Annotated in this window: 18 protein-coding genes; 5 read left to right on the top strand and 13 right to left on the bottom strand. The window is 71.6% G+C overall.

The features are described 5' to 3' along the window. Positions 1–24 precede the first annotated feature (24 nt). A complete protein-coding gene (locus ACTWJ8_RS33900; protein WP_443261364.1) occupies positions 25–1,206 on the top strand; it encodes a PP2C family protein-serine/threonine phosphatase in 1,182 nt (393 codons plus the stop codon). Between the two features lie 18 nt (positions 1,207–1,224). On the opposite strand, the gene ACTWJ8_RS33905 is transcribed toward ACTWJ8_RS33900, so the two are convergent. From ACTWJ8_RS33905 to ACTWJ8_RS33930, 6 genes are all read right to left on the bottom strand, one after another. Further along, positions 1,225–2,553 (bottom strand): ROK family protein, encoded by a 1,329-nt coding sequence (locus ACTWJ8_RS33905; RefSeq protein WP_443261365.1) that lies wholly within the window; start codon positions 2,551–2,553, stop codon positions 1,225–1,227. A gap of 95 nt (positions 2,554–2,648) precedes the next feature. Next, positions 2,649–3,680: a sugar phosphate isomerase/epimerase family protein gene (locus tag ACTWJ8_RS33910; protein ID WP_443261366.1), complete on the bottom strand. Its 1,032-nt coding sequence runs from the start codon at positions 3,678–3,680 to the stop codon at positions 2,649–2,651. After that, positions 3,677–4,795, bottom strand: a complete 1,119-nt coding sequence (locus tag ACTWJ8_RS33915; RefSeq protein ID WP_443261367.1) for a Gfo/Idh/MocA family protein — start codon at positions 4,793–4,795, stop codon at positions 3,677–3,679. The genes ACTWJ8_RS33910 and ACTWJ8_RS33915 overlap by 4 nt, the downstream gene beginning before the upstream one ends. A 50-nt stretch (positions 4,796–4,845) precedes the next feature. Continuing rightward, on the bottom strand, positions 4,846–5,748 hold the full coding sequence (locus tag ACTWJ8_RS33920) for a sugar phosphate isomerase/epimerase family protein (RefSeq protein WP_443261368.1): 903 nt from the start codon (positions 5,746–5,748) through the stop codon (positions 4,846–4,848). Then, on the bottom strand, positions 5,745–6,143 hold the full coding sequence (locus tag ACTWJ8_RS33925; RefSeq protein WP_356373442.1) for a C-glycoside deglycosidase beta subunit domain-containing protein: 399 nt from the start codon (positions 6,141–6,143) through the stop codon (positions 5,745–5,747). Before ACTWJ8_RS33925 ends, ACTWJ8_RS33920 begins: the two co-directional genes overlap by 4 nt. 40 nt (positions 6,144–6,183) lie before the next feature. After that, on the bottom strand, positions 6,184–7,725 hold the full coding sequence (locus tag ACTWJ8_RS33930; RefSeq protein WP_443261369.1) for a GMC oxidoreductase: 1,542 nt from the start codon (positions 7,723–7,725) through the stop codon (positions 6,184–6,186). A 234-nt stretch (positions 7,726–7,959) separates the two neighbouring features. Between ACTWJ8_RS33930 and ACTWJ8_RS33935 the strand changes: the two genes are divergently transcribed. Both ACTWJ8_RS33935 and ACTWJ8_RS33940 read left to right on the top strand, forming a co-directional pair. Continuing rightward, a complete protein-coding gene (locus ACTWJ8_RS33935) occupies positions 7,960–9,411 on the top strand; it encodes an MFS transporter (RefSeq protein WP_443261370.1) in 1,452 nt (483 codons plus the stop codon). 527 nt (positions 9,412–9,938) lie between these two features. Beyond that, positions 9,939–10,280 (top strand): MerR family transcriptional regulator, encoded by a 342-nt coding sequence (locus ACTWJ8_RS33940; RefSeq protein WP_356373439.1) that lies wholly within the window; start codon positions 9,939–9,941, stop codon positions 10,278–10,280. Between the two features lie 30 nt (positions 10,281–10,310). Here the strand turns inward: ACTWJ8_RS33940 and ACTWJ8_RS33945 are convergent, their stop codons facing one another. The 4 genes from ACTWJ8_RS33945 to ACTWJ8_RS33960 all read right to left on the bottom strand — a co-directional run bounded on the left by ACTWJ8_RS33945 (position 10,311) and on the right by ACTWJ8_RS33960 (position 12,143). Next, positions 10,311–10,628: an SCO5918 family protein gene (locus tag ACTWJ8_RS33945; RefSeq protein WP_356373438.1), complete on the bottom strand. Its 318-nt coding sequence runs from the start codon at positions 10,626–10,628 to the stop codon at positions 10,311–10,313. 41 nt (positions 10,629–10,669) lie between these two features. Next, positions 10,670–10,957, bottom strand: coding sequence for a CBS domain-containing protein (locus ACTWJ8_RS33950; protein WP_443261371.1), 288 nt, complete (start codon positions 10,955–10,957; stop codon positions 10,670–10,672). 228 nt (positions 10,958–11,185) lie between these two features. Next, positions 11,186–11,389: a cold-shock protein gene (locus ACTWJ8_RS33955; RefSeq protein ID WP_356373437.1), complete on the bottom strand. Its 204-nt coding sequence runs from the start codon at positions 11,387–11,389 to the stop codon at positions 11,186–11,188. A 247-nt stretch (positions 11,390–11,636) separates the two neighbouring features. Further along, positions 11,637–12,143 carry a DUF4383 domain-containing protein gene (locus ACTWJ8_RS33960; protein WP_443261372.1) on the bottom strand — a complete coding sequence of 169 codons (507 nt, stop codon included), beginning with the start codon at positions 12,141–12,143 and terminating at the stop codon, positions 11,637–11,639. A gap of 172 nt (positions 12,144–12,315) precedes the next feature. Here ACTWJ8_RS33960 and ACTWJ8_RS33965 point away from each other — a divergent pair, with 172 nt between their 5' ends. Further along, positions 12,316–13,809 carry a cryptochrome/photolyase family protein gene (locus tag ACTWJ8_RS33965; RefSeq protein ID WP_443261373.1) on the top strand — a complete coding sequence of 498 codons (1,494 nt, stop codon included), beginning with the start codon at positions 12,316–12,318 and terminating at the stop codon, positions 13,807–13,809. Between the two features lie 3 nt (positions 13,810–13,812). Here ACTWJ8_RS33965 and ACTWJ8_RS33970 read toward each other — a convergent pair whose 3' ends face one another. After that, positions 13,813–15,060: an NAD(P)/FAD-dependent oxidoreductase gene (locus ACTWJ8_RS33970; protein WP_443261374.1), complete on the bottom strand. Its 1,248-nt coding sequence runs from the start codon at positions 15,058–15,060 to the stop codon at positions 13,813–13,815. 98 nt (positions 15,061–15,158) lie between these two features. Continuing rightward, positions 15,159–16,157 (bottom strand): MerR family transcriptional regulator, encoded by a 999-nt coding sequence (locus tag ACTWJ8_RS33975; protein ID WP_356373433.1) that lies wholly within the window; start codon positions 16,155–16,157, stop codon positions 15,159–15,161. Positions 16,158–16,375: 218 nt separating this feature from the next. Between ACTWJ8_RS33975 and ACTWJ8_RS33980 the strand changes: the two genes are divergently transcribed. Beyond that, a complete protein-coding gene (locus ACTWJ8_RS33980; RefSeq protein ID WP_356373432.1) occupies positions 16,376–16,981 on the top strand; it encodes a sigma-70 family RNA polymerase sigma factor in 606 nt (201 codons plus the stop codon). A 31-nt stretch (positions 16,982–17,012) separates the two neighbouring features. Here the strand turns inward: ACTWJ8_RS33980 and ACTWJ8_RS33985 are convergent, their stop codons facing one another. Beyond that, the gene (locus ACTWJ8_RS33985; RefSeq protein WP_443261375.1) at positions 17,013–18,623 is read right to left on the bottom strand and encodes a sigma factor; all 1,611 of its coding nucleotides are present in this window, start codon (positions 18,621–18,623) and stop codon (positions 17,013–17,015) included. Positions 18,624–18,646: the final 23 nt, after the last annotated feature.

The following is an 18,646-nucleotide window of genomic DNA, read 5'->3' on the forward strand; positions in this document are numbered from 1 at the left end:
CAGGACGGCCCAGGGAGTGATGACGTGTCGGTGCCCGAGACCGCGGACGGTGTCCTCGGGGAGTTCCTGGCCGACCCGGAGAACGCCGCCGTCGACCTGACCACGGCCGTGGCACGGTGCTCCAAGGCGCTCGGGCTGCAGGGCGCCGTGGTGTATCTGGCCGATCTGCAGCAGCGGCAGCTCGCCCCCTTGAACGACGTCGTGCCGACCCTCCGCATCGACGGCTCCCTCGCGGGCTGGGCCTACCGCACGCAGTCCCTGCGCGTCGAGGAGTCCGACCTCGGCGGCATGACCGCCTGGCTGCCGATGGTCGACGGCGTGGAGCGGCTCGGTGTGCTGGCCGTGCACACGCCCGCCCTCGACCCGCTCGCCCTGCGGCGCGGCAGGACGCTGGCCCATCTGTGCGCCATGATGGTCACCTCCAAGCGGGCCTTCAAGGACACGTACGTACGCCGTGCCCGCACCGAACCGATGCGGCTGCCCGCCGAGATGCTGCGCGCCTACCTGCCGCCCCGCACCATCGGCACGACACACGCCGTCTCCACCGCGGTCATGGAGCCCGCCTACGAGATCGGGGGCGACGCCTTCGACCACGCCCTCACGGACACGACCCTGCACGCGGGGATCCTGGACTCGATGGGGCACAACCTGGCCTCCGGCCTGACCACGGTGGTGTCACTCGCCGCCTGCCGCAACGCGCGCCGCACCGGCGCCGACCTGTCCGAGCTCGTGGGCTCCGTCGACGACGCGCTGACCGAGTGGCTTCCCGACCAGTTCTGCACCGCGATCCTGTGCCAGCTCGACCTCCCCACCGGCGCCCTGAGCTGGATCAATTGCGGTCACCCCGCGCCTCTCCTGATCCGTGACCAGCGCCTGGTGACCGGAGCGATGGAGCGGGACTCGGACCCGCCGCTCGGGCTTCCTGCCACCTTTTCCTCGACCCCGCGCCGCGTGCACGAGATGAACCTGGAGCCGGGGGACCGGGTCCTGATGTACACGGACGGTGTCACCGAGTCCCGCACCCAGCACGGCGACGAGCTGGGCCTCGCCCGCTTCGCCGACTACATCATCCGCGCCACGGCCACCGGCGAACTCGCGCCGGAGACCCTGCGCCGTCTCATCCACTCCATCGTCGACGCCCAGGACAGCCGACTGCGGGACGACGCCACCATCGTCATGTTCGAGTGGCGACCGGAGCGCCGCTGACGCCAACTCCCGGACGGGTCAGATGAGTTCGGCCGACAGACGCTGGAGCGTCGTCGCGTGGCCGAGAGGCGTGCCGGACTCCACCCAGTGCGTCAGCGGCGCCGTCGAGAAGATGCCGGACGCGGCGAGGAGACCCGCGCCGATGACACCCTCGCGGTGGTCGAGGGACGCGGCGCGGATCGTCAGGCCTGCCGTGACGAGGCGGATGCAGCGGCTGCGGACCGTCGAGGCGACGACGTCGAGGAAGCGGGGGCCCGTGCGCAGGACGCCGCCGCCGAGGACGAGGACGCCGGGGTTGCAGAAGTTGACCAGGTTGGCGATGACGTCGGCGACATGACGTGACCGGGTGTCGATCATTTCGAGGGCGAGGGCGTCGCCGGTGACCGCGGCGGCGCCGATCTCGCCGAGCGTCAGCCGGCCGTTCCGGGCGAGGACCTTGGTGAGGTACGCGCTCTCGTCCACCCGGCGCAGCGACTCGTCGAGCATCGACCAGCCGCTCGCGACCGCCTCCAGGCAGCCGATCTGACCGCACCGGCACACGGCCGACGGATCGTCGGTGATGTGCGTGTGGCCGATGTCGCCCGCGGCCCCGCGGTCGCCGCGCAGCAGCCGGCCGCCCGCCACCAGGCCGGAACCGATGCCGGTGCCGGCCTTGATGAACAGCATGTCCCGGCCGTCGCGCGGGGTGCCCCGCGTCCACTCTCCGAGGGCCATCAGGTTCACGTCGTTGTCGACCCAGACCGGCGCGTCGTAGTGCTCGCGCAGCCAGGAGCGGACGCTGAAGCCGTCCCAGCCCGGCATGATCGGCGGCTCGACGAGACGTCCCGTGGCGAACTCGACGGGGCCGGGCACACCGATGCCGATGGCCCACGGCCTGCCGAGCCCGGTCTTCGCGGCCAGCGCGGCGAAGGCCGCCTGCACCCGCTCCATCGTGGCCTGGGGCCCGGCGTCGACGTCCCAGTCCTCGTGGTGCGAGGCGATCGTCACGCCCGACAGGTCCGTGATCGCGGCGTGGAACTCGGACGCCCCTATGGCGGCGGCGTAGATGTGCCCCGCGTCGGCACGGAAGCGCAGCGTGCGCGCCTGGCGGCCGCCGGACGACGCGGCCAGCTCGCCGTCCTCGAGGAGCCCGAGCTCGATGGCCTGGTCGACGCGCTGGGCGACGACCTTGCGGCTGAGCCCGGTCGTGGTGACCAGCTCGGGCCGGGTGGCGGCGCGGCCCGTACGGACGAGGTTGACGACTATGGCCAGCGGCGCCGCCTCCAGCGTCGGGAGGGTGGCGGCCGGGAAGAACCGCGTCGGCTGGTCCGGTGTCGGAGCGCTGCCGAGCGGGACCGGGCGGCCCATGTCTTCCCCGTTCGTCGTGTCCGCGGTTGCCTTGTGACGCGATGTTACGACAGCGGGCCCCCGCCCCTGGTGCGGGGCGGGGGCCGCGGGCGCCGTCACTGGTTCTCGAACGCGGCGTCGAAGGAGGCCGTCGGCAGCGGCCACAGCAGGGATCTGACGCGCCGTACGGCCTCCGCCGCACCGTGCATCCGGTCCATGCCGGCGTCCTCCCACTCCACGGAGATCGGGCCCGTGTAGCCGATCGCGGCGAGGGCGCGGAAGGCGTCCTCCCACGGCACGTCGCCGCGGCCCGTGGACACGAAGTCCCAGCCACGGCGCGGATCACCCCACGGCAGGTGCGAGCCGAGGACGCCCGAGCGCCCGGTGGCCGGCCGTACGCGGGTGTCCTTGCAGTCGACGTGGTGGATGCGCTCGGCGAAGTCGGTGATGAAGCCGACCGTGTCGATGCCCTGCCACAGCATGTGCGAGGGATCCCAGTTGAAGCCGAACGCGGCGCGGTGGCCGACCGCCTCCAGGGCGCGCACGCTGGTCCAGTGGTCGTACGCGATCTCCGCCGGATGCACCTCGTGGGCGAACCGCACACCCTCGGCGTCGAACACGTCCAGAATCGGGTTCCAGCGGCGGGCGAAGTCCTCGTAGCCGTCGTCGATCACGGACTGCGGCACCGGCGGGAACATGGCCACGTACTTCCAGATCTTGGATCCGGTGAAGCCGACGACGGTGTCCGCGCCGAGCCGCCGGGCCACGCGGGCGGCGCGCTTCATGTCATCGGCTGCCCGCTGCCGCACGCCCTCCGGATCGCCGTCGCCCCAGGTGGAGGGCCGCACGATCGCCTGATGGCGGAAGTCGATGGGGTCGTCGCAGACGGCCTGCCCGGTGAGGTGGTGGGAGATCGCCCAGCAGCGCAGCCCGTACGTGTCGAGGATGTCGAGCCGGCCGCGCAGATACGCCGGGTCGGCCTCGGCGCGCTCCAGGTCGAGGTGGTCGCCGGACGCGGCGATCTCCAGGCCGTCGTATCCCCACTCGCTCGCCAGCCGGGCGACGGTCTCGAAGGGGAGGTCGGCCCACTGCCCGGTGAAGAGGGTGACCGGCTGGCGGGCGGAGCCCTGCGGCGGTGCGGATGTCATGCGGTGTGCTCCTCCTCCGTGTTGTCGGTGGGGACGTCGGCCCAGTCGCCGGTCCCGGCCGATGCCAGGACCGCCTCGGTGATCCGGGCGGCGCGCAGGCCGTCGGCGAAGCGGGGCAGGCCGTCGGCGGGTTCGCCTCGCACGGCGGCGTAGGTGTCGGCCACGAAGTCGGCGAAGCACTCGTAGTAGCCCTGCGGGTGACCGGCGGGCAGGGTGCTGCGGAGGGGCGCGGGGGAGCCGGGGCGCCCGGGATCACGGGCCACTGTCGTGTTGGTGTCCCGGCCGCCGATCCAGAGTGTCTCCGGTGTCTCCTGCTGGAACGCGTAGCTGGCGTCCGGCCCGTCGAAGGAGAACGACAGGGCGTTCTTGCGGCCCGCGCTCGCCTGGCTGACCACGACACTGCCGAGCGCCCCGGTGTCGGTGGTGAAGGTGACGACCGCGCCGTCCTCGGTGGTGACGGGGACGGGGGTGCCGTCGGGCCCCGGGCGGGACTGCGCGGAGCGGCCGACGTGGGCGTGCAGACGGACGATGCGCTGCCCGGTGACGTACTCCGCGAGGTCGCACCAGTGGACGCCGATGTCGGCGAACGCCCGGCTCGGGCCGCCGAGTTCGGCGTCGACCCGCCAGTTCGTGCCGTTCGGGTCGGCGAGCCAGTCCTGGAGGTAGCTGCCGTGCAGCAGCCAGGGCGGCGTCGCGCCGGGTGCCTGGATACGGGCCCGTGCCTCGCGCACCGACGCGTAGTAGCGGTACACGAACGGCACGGCCGCGACGAGTCCGTCCCGCTCCGCCAGGGCGGTCAGACGGGCGGCGGTGGCCGCGTCCGTGGCGAGCGGCTTCTCGCACACCACCGAGCAGCCCGCCTTGATCGCGGCCTCGGCGAGGTCGGCGTGGGTGGCGTTGGGCGTGCAGATGTGGACGACGTCCACGCCTTCGGCCAGCGCCTCGTCCAGGGTGCCGACGCCCGAGCGGGCGCCGAACGCCTCGGCCGCCGCACGCCCCTTGGCCGGTGTGGAGCCGACGACGGCCACAAGCTCGCCGCCCGCGGCGACGATCGAGCGGGAGTGGACGGCTCCCATGAAGCCGGTTCCGACGACGGCGGCGCGTACGGTGCGCATGAGACCTCGCTTCTCGTTCGTACGGGAGGGTGCGACGGCGGAGGCAGGGCTCAACGCCCTCGTGCCTCTCGCTCCAGCTTCCGCACCAGCGCGTGCTGACGGCGGACCTGCTCGATGGAGCGGGCGGGGATCCGGTCGCCCTCGTACTCGCTGGAGAGCCAGCCCGTGTAGCCGTGCTCGACGAGGGTGTCGACGATCTCGGGCCACGGGATGTGCGGGTCCTTCAGCTCGTCGGTGATGTCGAAGAACTTCGCCTGGATGAAGGCGACATACGGCAGGACCGCCACCAGATCCGCCATCGGCACGGCGAGCGGACGACGCCAGCCGGCCTCCTGGGCCTCCTCGTCGAGCCCCGCGTGGTGGGCGTCGGTGGCCGCGCGCTGGAAGACACCGGTGTCGATGAGAAGCCGGAAGTGATCGGTGCCGGTGCGCTCGATGAAGGCGAGGTAGTCGTCGACGACCTCGTGCTTGATGGGGGTGGGCGCGTGGATCTCCGGGCAGATGACGATGTCGAGCCCGGCGGCGTGGTCCAGGACCCGCTCGATGACCGCCTCCCAGATGGGGTGCGGCTTGAGGTCCTGCGAGATCACGCCGATCTTGGGGCGCAGGGTGGTGAAGCCGAGGGTGGCGGCGAGGTCGAGGTCGCGGCGCAGGATGATGACACCCTCGTCGACGGTCAGGTCGCGGTGCTGCCACATCCGGGAGTCGATCCACGACCCGTAGTTGGTGGCGGTGAGGCCGTGCCGCTCGAGACCGGCGTGCCAGTCGTCGATCCACCGGGTGGTGGGCGTGGGGTAGCCGCTGATGTTGCCCTCGCCGAGGATCTCGATGCCGGTGGCGCCGATGTCGGCGATGTGGGCCATGGCGTCGTCGAGGGTGAGCAGGGTGTACATGTCTCCCGTGTAGCTGTAGAGGGAGACGCCGTACTGGAAGGTGTCGTGTCCACTCGTCACAGGAGCGTGACCTTTCGCTCGGCGTGGAAGACCGAGGGCTGGAACTCGGCCGGGATGTACGGGGCTTGGAGGGCGATGTCGACCTCGACGAGGTGCACGCCCGTCGGCAGGCCGCCGGGGTGCGGAACGGTGATGACGGCCGGCTCGTCGAGCTGCCAGCGGACATCGGTCGACGTGCGCAGTTCGGCGCAGGTGAACTCGCGGCCCTGGAGCGTCCACCGTGGTGTCTCGCGGTCCCACCGCAGATCACCGACCTGCACGGAGACACCTTCGATGAGGCTGCCCCACAGGCCGCGGTAGTTCGGCATGCGCAGCTGGAACTGGAAGCCGATGGTCTCGCCGTCGACGCGCACATTGCGTACGCCACGGCTCTGGATGATGTCCCGGTCGAGCATGAAGCCTCCGGTGAGTAGGAACGGGGGAGTAGGGGGGCGGTCAGCTTTCGGCGGCAGCGATGCCGCGCGCGCCGCCGACGGCGAGGGCGACCGACGTCAGCGTCGGATTGCAGGCGGTGGCGGTGGGGATGACACCGTTCCCCGCGACGAACAGGCCGCGTACGCCCCACACTTGACTGTTGGGGTCGCACACCGAGGCGCCGTCGTCGATGTCGCCCATCCGTACGGTGCCCTGGTAGTGCAGCGACGCGCCGGCGGGGAAGAGCAGCGGGGGTGTGTCGTCGAGCGGCTCGCCGAGGGCCTCAGCGGCGCGCAGGATCTCGGTACGGGCGCCGTCGATGGCCGCCAGGTCGGTCTCGGTGAGCCGGTAGTGGAGCTCCATCGCGGGCATACCGTAGCCGTCCATCTCGTCGTCCCGGAACGCGATCCGGTCCTCCGCGCGCAACTCCTTGGCACAGAACCACCCGAGGCCCACGACGGAACCGGGCGCCAGATCGTCGTCCTCCAGTGGCACCGGCGAGGCGTCGAGCTGCATGACCTGCCCGTGGTACGGATGCGCGTCGGTGTACGGCACCCAGGCCACGCCACTGCTGGCCGACACACCCACCCCGCCGCCAGCGGCGGGCGGCAGGTCGGGCAGGTCCCGCATCCGTACGGCGTAAACGAGTTGGGGCTGGTCGTTGAGGTGGCGGCCGAGGGCGGCGGGCCGCACGCCGGAGGCGTGGAGGAGCTGCGGGGTGCGCAGGCTGTCACCCGCCACCACGACGTACCGGGCCGCCACCTCGTGCTCCGTGCCGGTCCGCAGGTCGCGCACCCGCACACCACGTACGCACTGCCCGTCCTCCTCAAGGACGACGCGCGTCACCAACGCCTCGGAGAACAGCTCGAAGCGCGGATTGTCCCGCGTGACATCACCGAACACGGTGTCGGCGCCACACCACAGCAACCGGCCGTCCGCCGCGCGCCGCACGGCCATCGGCATCGCCTGAACCTGCCGGTCACCGGCCCGGTCGTGGTCGAGCGCGACGGAGAGCCGCTTGCGGACCTCGTCGGCGAACGGCGCGTCGGCCAGCACCTCGGCGGACACATCGAGGAGCCGCTCGGCCTCGTCCAGCCACGCGCCCAACTCGGGCAGGAAACCGATGACTTCGGCGTCACCCGGGCGCGGGCAGGCGCCGGTCCAGTGGGCGCCCATGCCGCCGACGTTGCTCGACATGGCCGCGGCGGGCATCCCCGTATCGCCGTCCCCCTGCGGCCCGTTCGGGAGCAGGAACGTCCCCGGCCGCTGCAACCGCGCCCGGTCGGTGGCGTAGTCGTCCATGGTGTCGGTCGACGCGGCCTCGACGAGCGGTCGCGGCCCCTCGGAGTCGCGCTGTGCGCGGGCCCGCCGCGCGGTGTCGGCGATGTTCTTCACGTGCGTGCCCGGCGGGTCGCTGATCAGCGGTCCGGCCTCGAAGACGGCCAACCGCAACTGGGGCGCGCGCTCGCTCAGCACCCGCGCGTACGCGGCGCCCGCGGGGCCGCTGCCGACGATCGCGACGTCGACATCGGCGGGAAATCCGGCACGGGGGGAACGGGGCATGGGGCCTCCTCGGGCGCCGCACGGAGCGCGGACGCCGCGTGCTTCGGAACGAACGCCCTCAACTTAAGTGCGTGAGGAACATAAGGCAAGAGCGATCGCGCTCGACCGTCCCCTTCCTGTGAAGTCGGTGGTTACCGGAACTTGTCGCGCCTGAAGCGTTGACTTAGGTCCGTGAGGCACACAAGATGCGCTACACGCCATCCAGGCAATGACGCTGAGGTGAAGGACTCGATGATGAGCAGCACCAGGAAGCCCGAAACGCCCGGCAGGGACGCGGCACGGCCGGCCCCGGCCCAGGACGACGGCGTCGCCGACGGGCCGCGCGACGCGGCGGACGACCCGCGCGCCGTACGCCGCGGCGAACGAGCCGCCTTCGCGCTGGGGGACGTGGCGTCCAACCTGACGTGGACGACGATCTCCAGCTACCTGCTCTTCTTCTACACCGACGTCGCCGGCATCGCGGCGGGCACGGTCGGCGCGCTGATGCTGATCGCCCGCCTCCTCGACGCCTTCTTCGACCCGGCCGTCGGCCTGCTCGTCGACCGCACCAGCACCCGGTGGGGCCGCGCCCGCCCGTACCTCCTCTTCGGCGCACCCCTCCTCGGGGTGCTGACACTCCTCACGTTCCTGACACCGGGCGGCGGCGGAACGGCCGCGGTGATCTACGCGTACGTGACCTTCGTCCTGGTCGGCCTGGCGTACTCGCTGGTCAACGTCCCGTACGGCGCGCTCATGGCGATGGCCACGCGGGACTCCGGGACACGCATGCAGCTCGCGGGCATGCGCTCCTTCGGTGTCGGCATCGGCCTCATCGTGGTGTCCACGGCGACCCAGCCGCTCATCACCCTGTTCGGCGGCTCGGCGACATCACGCTCCGGATTCGCCTGGACCATCGGCCTCTACGCGGTGGTGGGCATGGCCCTCTTCTGGGCGGTGTACGGCCTCGTCAAGGAACGCGTGCCCACCACGCCGCACACCACGGAGGGCGGCGGCGCCGGGATCTGGACCTCGATCAAGGCCCTCGCCGGCAACCGCCCCTGGACGACCGTCTTCGCCTTCTCGATCCTGTCCTTCGCGCGGCTCGGCATCATCACCGGCGGCGCCGTCTACTTCGCGCTCCACGTCCTGCACAAGCCGTCGGCCGTCCCGGTCATCCTGCTGGCGTTCTCGCTCTCCGCGGTGCTCGGCTCCCTGCTCACCGCACGCGTCCTGCGCCTGCTCGGGCAGCGCCGCGGCATCCTGCTGGGCCTGGTGGCGTGCATCGTGCTCAGCGCCGTGCTGTTCTTCCTGCGCGACAACCTCATGGCGTTCACCGCGGTGTTCTTCGTGGCGAACCTCGTGGGTGGCTTCGGCTTCGTGGCCGGTCCCGCGCTCGTCGCCGACAGCGCGGAATGGCACGAGTGGCGCAGCGGCCGCCGCGACGAGGGCCTGCTGTTCGCCGGTTACAGCATGAGCACCAAGATCGGCGCGGCGCTCGGCTCGGCGTGCCTGGCGTGGGGCCTGGCGGCCATCGACTACAGCCCGGGCTCGGTGACCTCCTCGGTCGGCGACGGCATCGCCTGGCTCTTCATCGGCCTCCCCATCGCGGTGGCGGCCCTCCAGGCGGCGGTGATCGCCACGTACTCCCTGGAGTCGAAGCTGCCGGACATCAAGGCGGAGAACGTGCGGGTGCGGGAGGGGCGGTAGTCCCGACAGAGGGGACAGATTTACGCGACTGGCCACTGCCAAAAATCTGTAGCGACGAGAGTAGACATTCGGGTCGGCCGGGCTTATGTTTTCTGTGTAGCCCAGAAGTCCAAGGACGCGGCAGAGGCGAACTGCCGTGCAAGCAAGGTCAACGCAGGGACGGCCTGGCAGTGGAGGGGTGGAGCCGGAAGCAGTGGGCTCTTCCCCTGGCTGCCGGGTCGGCGCCCCCAGGGGGCGCACGCAGGACGGCGTTTCCTGCCGGCAACAGGTAATGGATCGAAAAGGTAAGGAGCAGAGCGCCATCAGGATCGCCCGGGCACGGACGGAGTCCACCCGGGTACCGCAGGCCCCGGATTGGAAGGTGGTCCCCGGTCACGCAGTCGCGATCCCGCAGTCCCGCCCCATCGGGCGGATCGGCGGAACAAGAAAAGCCGGTGCAGTTAGCCGGTAGATGGTGTTAACAGCTCGGGGCCCGGGCGCCAGGACGGCGTCCGGGCCCCTCGACGCGTCCCCGGAAGAAGAGGTTTATGCCGGCTCGCAGTACCAGCCCCGCCGACAAGTTCGACGACGACGACTACCCCGCCTACACCATGGGCAGGGCCGCGGAGATGATCGGGGCCACGCCCGCGTTCCTGCGTGCGCTGGGCGAACACCGCCTGATCACACCGCTGCGGTCCGAGGGCGGCCACCGCCGTTACTCCCGCTACCAGTTGCGCATCGCGGGCCGCGCCCGCGAACTCGTCGACACCGGCACGCCCATAGAGGCCGCCTGCCGCATCATCATCCTCGAGGACCAGCTCGAGGAGGCCCGGCGCATCAACGAAGAACTCCGCAGCCGCGGCACCGACGAGGCGCGGGCCGCGGACTGACCGACGCGGGGCGGCACGGCCTTTCCCCGCTCAGGCGGGAGAAGGGCCGAGCAGGGCGGCGGCCCGCTCGTACTCCGTGGTAGTCCCCGAGGGCTCGGTCGATGGTGGGGTCGAGGGTGTGGTGCGGCAGGTGAAGCCGAGGCGGGTCATCGCCCTCAGTACCTCGCCCGCGTTGAAGTCACGGCGGTCCTGCCCCGTGATGACCTGGCCCACCTGCATGGCGGGGTAATGACGTCGTCCGATGACGACGAAGCCACCGGTGACCGGCTCGGGTCGGATGCCCTTCATCGACTCCATCACCCCGCTCTTGGTCAGGTCGAACGGAAATCGTGCGATGACGCAGCGCATGATGCCTCACAAAGGGGAAGTGGCCTGGTGGTGGGGGGCGTTCAGTGAGTGTGGGCGAGTGCGCCCTGAGCGCTGTCGCAGGGATCGGCGTGGCGCTCCGAACCGTCGGTGATGTCGCGCAGACGGACCTGATCCGTGTATCCGAGGCCGTCCCGGACCGAGTTGAGCCCGGACCGAGTGACCCTGCCGGTGCGTTGGCCGTCCTCGTCGCAGATGACGAGGTGGTGGGTGCGGGCTGCGGCCATGACCGAGAGCGCGACCTCGACGGTCATCGCATCCCATACCTGTGGTCCGGCCGTGTCCGGGGTGTCCAGCTGGATCAGCGTCAAAAGGTGCCTCCTGCAGAGATTGCCGAGTTTCCTGATTGCAGACGTGTCGGGCCGCCGCTCCGGAGCCGGGTCGCACCTGGGTGGGCCCTCGTCAAGGAAATTCCGCGGTGTCGAACAGCGGAGGGAATCGCAAGAATTGGCCGAAATGGCGAGGCGGGAAAAGTGCGTGCAGCTGGGGCCCGCACCCCGAAGGATGCGGGCCCCAGCTGCACGTGCGTATCAGTCGCCTCAGGCGGGAACGATGTTCTCCGCCATCGGGCCCTTCTGGCCCTGCGCGATGTCGAAGCTGACCTTCTGGCCCTCGCTCAGCTCACGGAAGCCCTGGGCGGCGATGTTCGAGTAGTGGGCGAACACGTCCGCGCCGCCGCCCTCCTGCTCGATGAAGCCGAAGCCCTTTTCCGCGTTGAACCACTTCACGGTACCTGTGCTCATGTCATTCTCCTTCGGGGCAGTGCAGCAGACATTCGCACGGCGCGAATGTCTGTGTCGCCGCGATGATCGCCCTGCCCGGAGAAAAGACCGGAGTTTTTCTTGGGAACCACAACCACAACTGCAACTGACGCCGACAGTAGCACGCCGAAGCGGCCCGTGTTCACGGGAGAAATTCGTTCCGGCTGCTGCGGCAAAAACCTGTGAGTCACCCCGGGGAAATTCTCACTCGGCCGGAACAGATAATGGTTCAGCGGCGGCCCAGTTCCCTTCGTGCCAGGGTCTCGCGGGCGGCCTCGCGCGGGTGACGGCGGCGCCAGTACGGGTTGTCGTGCGGGAGGCCGCCCGAGACCCGCCCGTACATCCCGAAGATGGCGATGATCAGCCCCATGACAAAGCTGAACACGACATTGGTCATGCCGAAGCCCAGGAAGTTGGCGGGACGGTCCAGCACGAAGACGTGGTAGAAGCCGCTGAGCACGAACAGCGCGCCGATGGTCATGTTCAGCGTCGACGCGAAGTTTCCTCCGATCACGGCGCCGCCGATCAGCAGCACGCCCACGACGATCGAGATGACGCTGAGCGCACCATTGGTGGACAGCCCCGCGATCCTGGTGCCGTCCGTGCTGAACGGGCTGAGTCGGTCGGCCAAGCCGAGAGTGCCGAAGACCAGCAGGACGACGCCGCACAGCCCGGCGCCGTAGCGGTACACGCGTGCCAGTCGGCCGTCGACCGGCAGTTCCTCACTGAGCCTCATGACGGGTCCTCTCCCTCGTGGAAACGCCCCTCCCGCAACTGACACCTCTTCCGCCGACACGCCCCGAACGGTTGCACCGGCGTCCCCGGCGCATCCGGCGGGCGGCGTCGGCACGAAAACCGGTAGGTATCCCGGCGTACGTGTCCGGGAGCGTCCGCGAGGAGGAACTGTCATGGCGGCGCCCCACTGGCTCTTCGGCGACCAGCTCGGACCGCACCACCTCGCCGGCCTCGCCGACGCGCCCGTGGTGATGATCGAGGCGCGGTCGGTCTTCCGGCGCCGCCGCTTCCACCGGGCCAAGGCGCACCTGATGCTCTCCGCGATGCGGCACCGGGCCGCCGAGCTCGGTGACCGGGTCAGGTACGTACAGGCAGAGACGTACCCGGAAGGGCTGCGCGAAGCGGTGCCGGGCGTCGGGCCGGTGACGGTGCATCACCCCACCTCGTACGCGGCACTGCGCCTGGTGACACGCATGGAGGAGGTCGAGGTGCTGCCCGCGCGCGGCTTCCTCGTGGCGCAGGCGGACTTCCGTGCGTGGGCCGACGGGCGCGGTGCGAAGCGGCTTCGGCAGGAGGACTTCTACCGTTGGGTACGGCGCTCGCACGACCTCCTGATGGACGGCGACCGGCCGGTCGGCGGGCGGTGGAACCACGACCACGACAACCGCGAACCCCCGCCGAAGGGGGCCGACACGCTGGGCGTCCCCGCGCCCTACAGGCCGCGCGAGGACGAGATCGACGAGCAGGTGCGCCACGACCTGGACCGCTGGGAGCGCGACGGCGACGTGCGGTTCGTCGGACGGGACGGGCCGCGGCTGTTCCCGGCCACGCGGCGGGAGGCACTTGCCGCGCTGCGCCGCTTCGTCGCGCACCGGCTCGCCGCCTTCGGCCCGTACGAGGACGCGATGCTCGCCGCGGACCCGGTGATGAGTCACAGCCTCCTGTCGTCCTCGCTCAATCTCGGCCTCCTCGACCCGGCAGAGTGCGTGGAGCGGGCGGAGGACGCCTGGCGGGCGGGGCGGGCCCCGCTCTCCAGCGTGGAGGGTTTCGTGCGGCAGGTCGCCGGATGGCGCGAGTACGTCTGGCAGCTGTACTGGTACCTCGGCGAGGACTACCGGCACCGCAACGCTCTTCGGCATCACGAGCCGCTGCCCGAGTGGTTCCTGGAACTCGACGCCGACGCCGTCCGGGCGCGCTGCCTGTCCACGGCCCTCGCCCAGGTACGGGACACCGGCTGGACCCACCACATCCCTCGCCTGATGCTGCTCGGCAGCCACGCCCTCCAGCGGGGCTGGGACCCGGAGGGGGTGACGGACTGGTTCCACCGCTGTTTCGTCGACGGCTACGACTGGGTGATGGTGCCCAATGTCGTCGGCATGTCGCAGTACGCGGACGGCGGCCGGATGACCACCAAGCCGTACACGTCCGGCGGCGCCTACGTGCACCGGATGAGCGACCTCTGCAAGGGATGCGCGTACCGGCCGGGGGACCGGACCGGTGACCGGGCATGCCCGCTCACCGCCGGTTACTGGGCTTTTCTGCACCGCCACCGGGCGCGCCTCGAACGCAATCCGCGGACGGCGCAGCCGGTGCGCGGGCTTGACCGCCTGGCGGATCTGGACGAGCTGCTGCGCCAGGAGCGTGGGCGCGGCAGCGGCGCTCCCTGAGGTTCACCCTCGCAGGTCGTCCAGTACCTCGCGGGCCGCTCGGGCGCCGGAGGCCAGCGCGCCCTGCACCGATCCGGTGGCCCGGTGGTCGCCGCACACGTAGCGGCCCGGGGACACACGGGTGGTCCGGGTCAGGGGGAGGGGAGGCGTCATGACGGGGAGCGCCTCCTCGACGGTGCGGTGGGTCAGCAGATCCCAGCCGTCGGATCCGGCGCCGTAGGCCTCGCCCGCCGCCGCCCTTGCCTCGCGCTCCCGACCCGCCGTGTCCCGGCCGAGGACCGAGGTCGCCACGAGGGCGTGCCCTGGCGGGGCGTACGCGGGGACGACGTCGCTGAGGACGCAGGTGTTGAGGAATCGGCGTCGCGTGTCGACCAGCAGGGTCGGCTCGCCGAGCGGGGACCGCGGGGCGACGTGGTAGTACGTCGTGACGACACGACCGGCGGGCGGGGTGACGCCGGGCAGCAGCCCCGGGACCGCGCCGGGCCCGGTGGCGACGACGACCGCGCGTGCGGGGATCTCCCGGCCCGCTGCGGTGAGCACGCCGTTGTCCGTGAGGCCCGCGGCCGGTGTTTCCAGGCGCACGACGTACGGGGGCAGGTCGGCCGCGAGGGCCCGCGGGAGCGCGCCGACGTCGGTGATGGGGAGGCACTGCGTCCCGCGCAGCATGCTCCGCCAGACCAGGTGGAACATCCGGACCGACGTCTCCAGCTCGTCCTCCAGGAACACACCGGACAGGAACGGCCGGAAGAACCGCTGCACGAATTCGTCGGAGATCCCGGCGTCGGCGAGCGCGGTACGTGTCGTGGTGTCCGCGGACCGCTTGAGCAGGCGGGGCGGCGTCAGCATGTCGCGGGCGGACAGCACACCGAGCGCGGCCAGGTCGCGAGGGCCCGCGAGGCGGCCGGGCAGCAGGTCGGGGAGCGTCCGCGGACGGCGGGTGGGATCGCTGAAGCGAAGCCGCCCGTGCGGGCCGTGGACCAGGACGCCGGGGGTGAAGGGCCGCAGGCCGAGGCGCCTCAGCGGCACTCTGCGGCGGACCTGTGGATAGGACGTGTTGCAGACCTGGAACCCGCGGTCCACCACGAATCCGTCGACCCGGTCCGAGCGCATCCGGCCGCCGACGGCGTCGCCCGCCTCCAGCACCTGCACGTCGACGCCCGCCGACAACAGGTCCCGGGCGCACGCGAGTCCCGAGACACCGGCCCCGACCACGAGAACGTCCGAGCGGCGCTCGTCTCCACCCGCCGGCATTCGACCACCTCTTCCGTCCGTGGACCGTACTTCCGCGGGGCGGCGGCGTTCGGATGCGCCGCCACCCGGACGAGACCTCGGGTGGCACGGGCGCGGCGTCAGCGGCTCCGTAGCGTGGCGACCGCGTCGGCGAGGGTGTGCGGGTACTCGGCGCCCTCGACCGTCGTGCCCCGCCAGCCGGGGCCGGCGAGCTGCACCACCGGTTTCTGGCGTGCGCCCTTCTGTCCCCAACTCACGCGCAGGAGGTGCTCGGCGAGTGGCGCGCCGGCCGAGGAACGCGTCTGGGACCACAGCATGACCGCCGCCGGGCCGGTGCGGCGCACCGCCTCCGCCAGCGCCTCCACGGGGACGGCCGCGCCCAGCATCCGGACCGGCCGCCCTTCGAGAGCAAGGGCGGCGTGCAGTGCCTCCAGCGGAAGCGTGTGCCGTTCGCCGGGGGTGCAGGCCAGGAGGACGGGCGCGCCCTGTCGCTGAGCCCGGCGGCCGACGAGGTAAGGGGCGCAGCGCAGAGCGGTGGACACCTGCCAGGACAGCAGGTGCTCGACCTCTACGAAGCGGTCGCCCGCGGCCTCCCACTTGCGGCCGACGGCGTGCAGCGCCGGCATCATGAGCCCCTCCCACGAGTCGACGACGCCGTGTTCGCGCAGGAAGCCGCGGAGGCGTTCCTCGACGGTGTCGGCGTCGAGCCGCATGGCTGCGCGGGAGAGCCCGCGGCACTCCCGCCGCACCATGTCGGCGTCGAGGCCGTCGCGCCCCGCATCCGGTGCGTTTCGTTCGCCGTCGACGGCCGGGGGCGGCGCTTCCTCGTAGAGGAGGGGCGTCGTCCCGGCGGCCGTGCCGCCCTTGGCCAGGCGCGCCGCCTCGCCCGGAGGTACGCCCTGCGCGGTGAGTCGGCACATCGCCTCCAGCACGGCGACGTCGTCGGGCGACCAGCGCCGGTGGCGCCCTTCGTTCCTGCGCGCAGGACCGAGGCCGTAGCGCCGGTCCCAGGAACGCAACGTGGTGGGCGAGACTCCGAGCCGGCGGGCCACGGCGCCCGAGGTGGCTCCGGCCCCGTGTGCGGCCCCCGCCTGCTCCTCGCCCGCATGACGCTCCATGCCCTCACCATATCGACGCAGGAACAGTGCGTCACTCCCGAAGCCTGGCAAAGGGGTGCCGATCCGACGCCGTGCGCGGGGCGCCGACCTCGGTCTTTGCTCCTGTGTGACGCTCGATGAGGCGGCTGAAGCAAATCGATGCAACTTCGTTTCATGTCGTACCCGGCGCCGTCCGTCGAGAGAGTGATCTCGCCACCCATCGGCGAAAGGACCGGGCGATGTCTGCCGTCATGATGACGAAGGAAGATCACTCCGACGGAGATGTGTCCGAGCGGGAACTCTCGGACGAGGAGCTCGCCACGGAACTGCGCCGCGGAAGCGAGGCCGCCCTGGAGGGCATCTACCGTCGTTGGTCGACCTTCGTGCACACGCTGGCCTACCGCTCGCTCGGCGATGCGCGCGAGGCGGAGGACGTGACCCAGCAGGTCTTCCTCGCGGCGTGGCGGGGCAGCCGGAACTTCGACCCGCAGCGCGGTCGGCTCGCCGGCTGGCTCGTGGGCATCACTCGACGCAAGGTGGCCGACACCCTCGGCGCGCGGACGCGGCGGACCGAGCTGATAGGGGCCGCGGGCGCCCAGCTCTCGGTGCGTCGTCCGACGCAGGAGAGGGACGTCCATCGCGTGCTCGACCAAGTGGTCGTGGCGCACGAGTTGCACCGGCTTCCCGCGGCGCAGCGCCGCGTACTGGAGCTGACGTTCTACGACGACCTGACGCAGACGCAGATCGCCCAGCTCACCGGATGGCCGCTCGGCACCGTCAAGAGCCATGCGCGCCGCGGGATGCTCCGCATGCGGGACCAGCTCCTGGCGTCGGACGAGCTCTGAGCCGTCTCTGTGAACTGCCGTGGGGAAACCGTCATTTGATGATGTGACAGATGTGGATCGGGCCGAGCCAGCGGGTGCAGCTGGGGGAAGGGGCGGGGTTCGAGGGTTCGGGACTGGTGGGCTCCGGAGTTGGTTCCGTCGTCGTCGGGGTGGGCGAGGGCTGTTCGGTCGTCGGGGTGGGTGTCGGTGTGGGCTCGCCGGAGGGTGTGTCGGTGGGGGACGGTTCGGCGGGCGTGGACTCCTTCGGCGGCACGGCGCGGTCGAAGGCCGACGGGGACGGGGGAGTGGACGGGGTGGCGGGGGAGTCGGAGGTGTCGGGCTCCGGCTCGGCGCTGGTGTCGGTGTCAGTCGGGCGCGGGGCGTCCTGCTCCTTGCTCGGCTCGTTCGACTCGTTGGACTTGTCCTGCGGGGAGGCGGGCTCGGGGGAGGAGGAAGAGGAGGGGGTCGAGGGCTGCGCAGAGGGCGAGGTGTCCGACGGTGCGCTGTCACGCGCGCCGGTCTCCTGCCCTTTCTCGCTCTCCTGGCTCTCCTGACTCTTCCGACCCTCCTGGCTCTTCTGGGCCGTGTCGCCCTTCTCGCTCTGGATCGCCGCCGAACGCTGCGGCGGCACCGTGTCACCACCGTTCGACGTCAGTACGAGTCCGGCCGCGACCGCGGCACCGGCGACCGAGACACCAAGCACCCCGGCCACGGCTCCCTGGGTCTTCGACCCACCGGTGAGCACATGTCGTACGCCGTGCAGCAGACCGGAACCGGCCTCGTGCCCGCTGGAGGCGGACCCCGCGGCACCGGCGGCGCCCACCCCGGCTCCCGCGCCCGCCCCGACGGCGAGCGGCAGCAGGAACTTCCCGGCTCCGCCGAGGACGAAGATGAGCAGCGCCGGGCCGACCAGGGCGGGCAGCCGGTCGTTGGCGCTGAGCAGGACCGTGAGCCGCTTCCGGCAGTCGTCGCAGTCGTCGACGTGCGCGAGGAGCTTCTCGGACTGGCGCGGGGAGGCGTTGCCGCGCACGTAGGCGGGCATCCGCTCCCAGTGCCCCTCGCACGCCGGGTCGGCCGGTGCCCCGGGATGCGTCCGCAGGAAGGCCTGCCGCATGCCTTCGCGCGCACGGTGCAGCAGCACGGCCGTGGCCCCGCTGCCCGCGCCGATGCCCCGGCCGACCGCCTCCAGCGGCTGACCCTCGGCCTCGGAGAGCCACAGGGCCTTCACCCACCGTTCCGGCAGCTGCCCGAGGACCTGGGACAGCAGGTCGACCTCGGAGGCACGGGTGGCCGGGTCCTGGTCGCCGTAGGCCCCGGACCCGTACGCGGCGGTCGACACCTGGACCGGCTCGATGCCGGTGTGCGGGTCGAGCGGTGTCTCGCGGGCGGCCCCGCGCCCGGCCGAGGCGGCCAGGTTCCGCACGGTCGTCGTCAGGTACGCCGCGACGTTGTCGACGTCGTGCCCCGCCGCGAGGCGCCGCCAGACCCGGAAGTGCGCCTCGGCGACGAGGTCGTCGGCGAGCCACGGGTTGCCGGTGAGCGAGCGGGCGTACGCGACGAGCCGAGGCTGCTCCGCCTCGTAGATGCGCGCGTACGCGGCGGGGCTGAGGCCGCCCTCCGTGGCGGCGGGGGGTATCGGCGCGGCGGCGGGGCCGTCGGTCATGGCAGAAAACTTCCGTTCCGTCC

It is taken from the genome of Streptomyces sp. SDT5-1, from assembly GCF_052245995.1.
Taxonomy (GTDB): domain Bacteria; phylum Actinomycetota; class Actinomycetes; order Streptomycetales; family Streptomycetaceae; genus Streptomyces.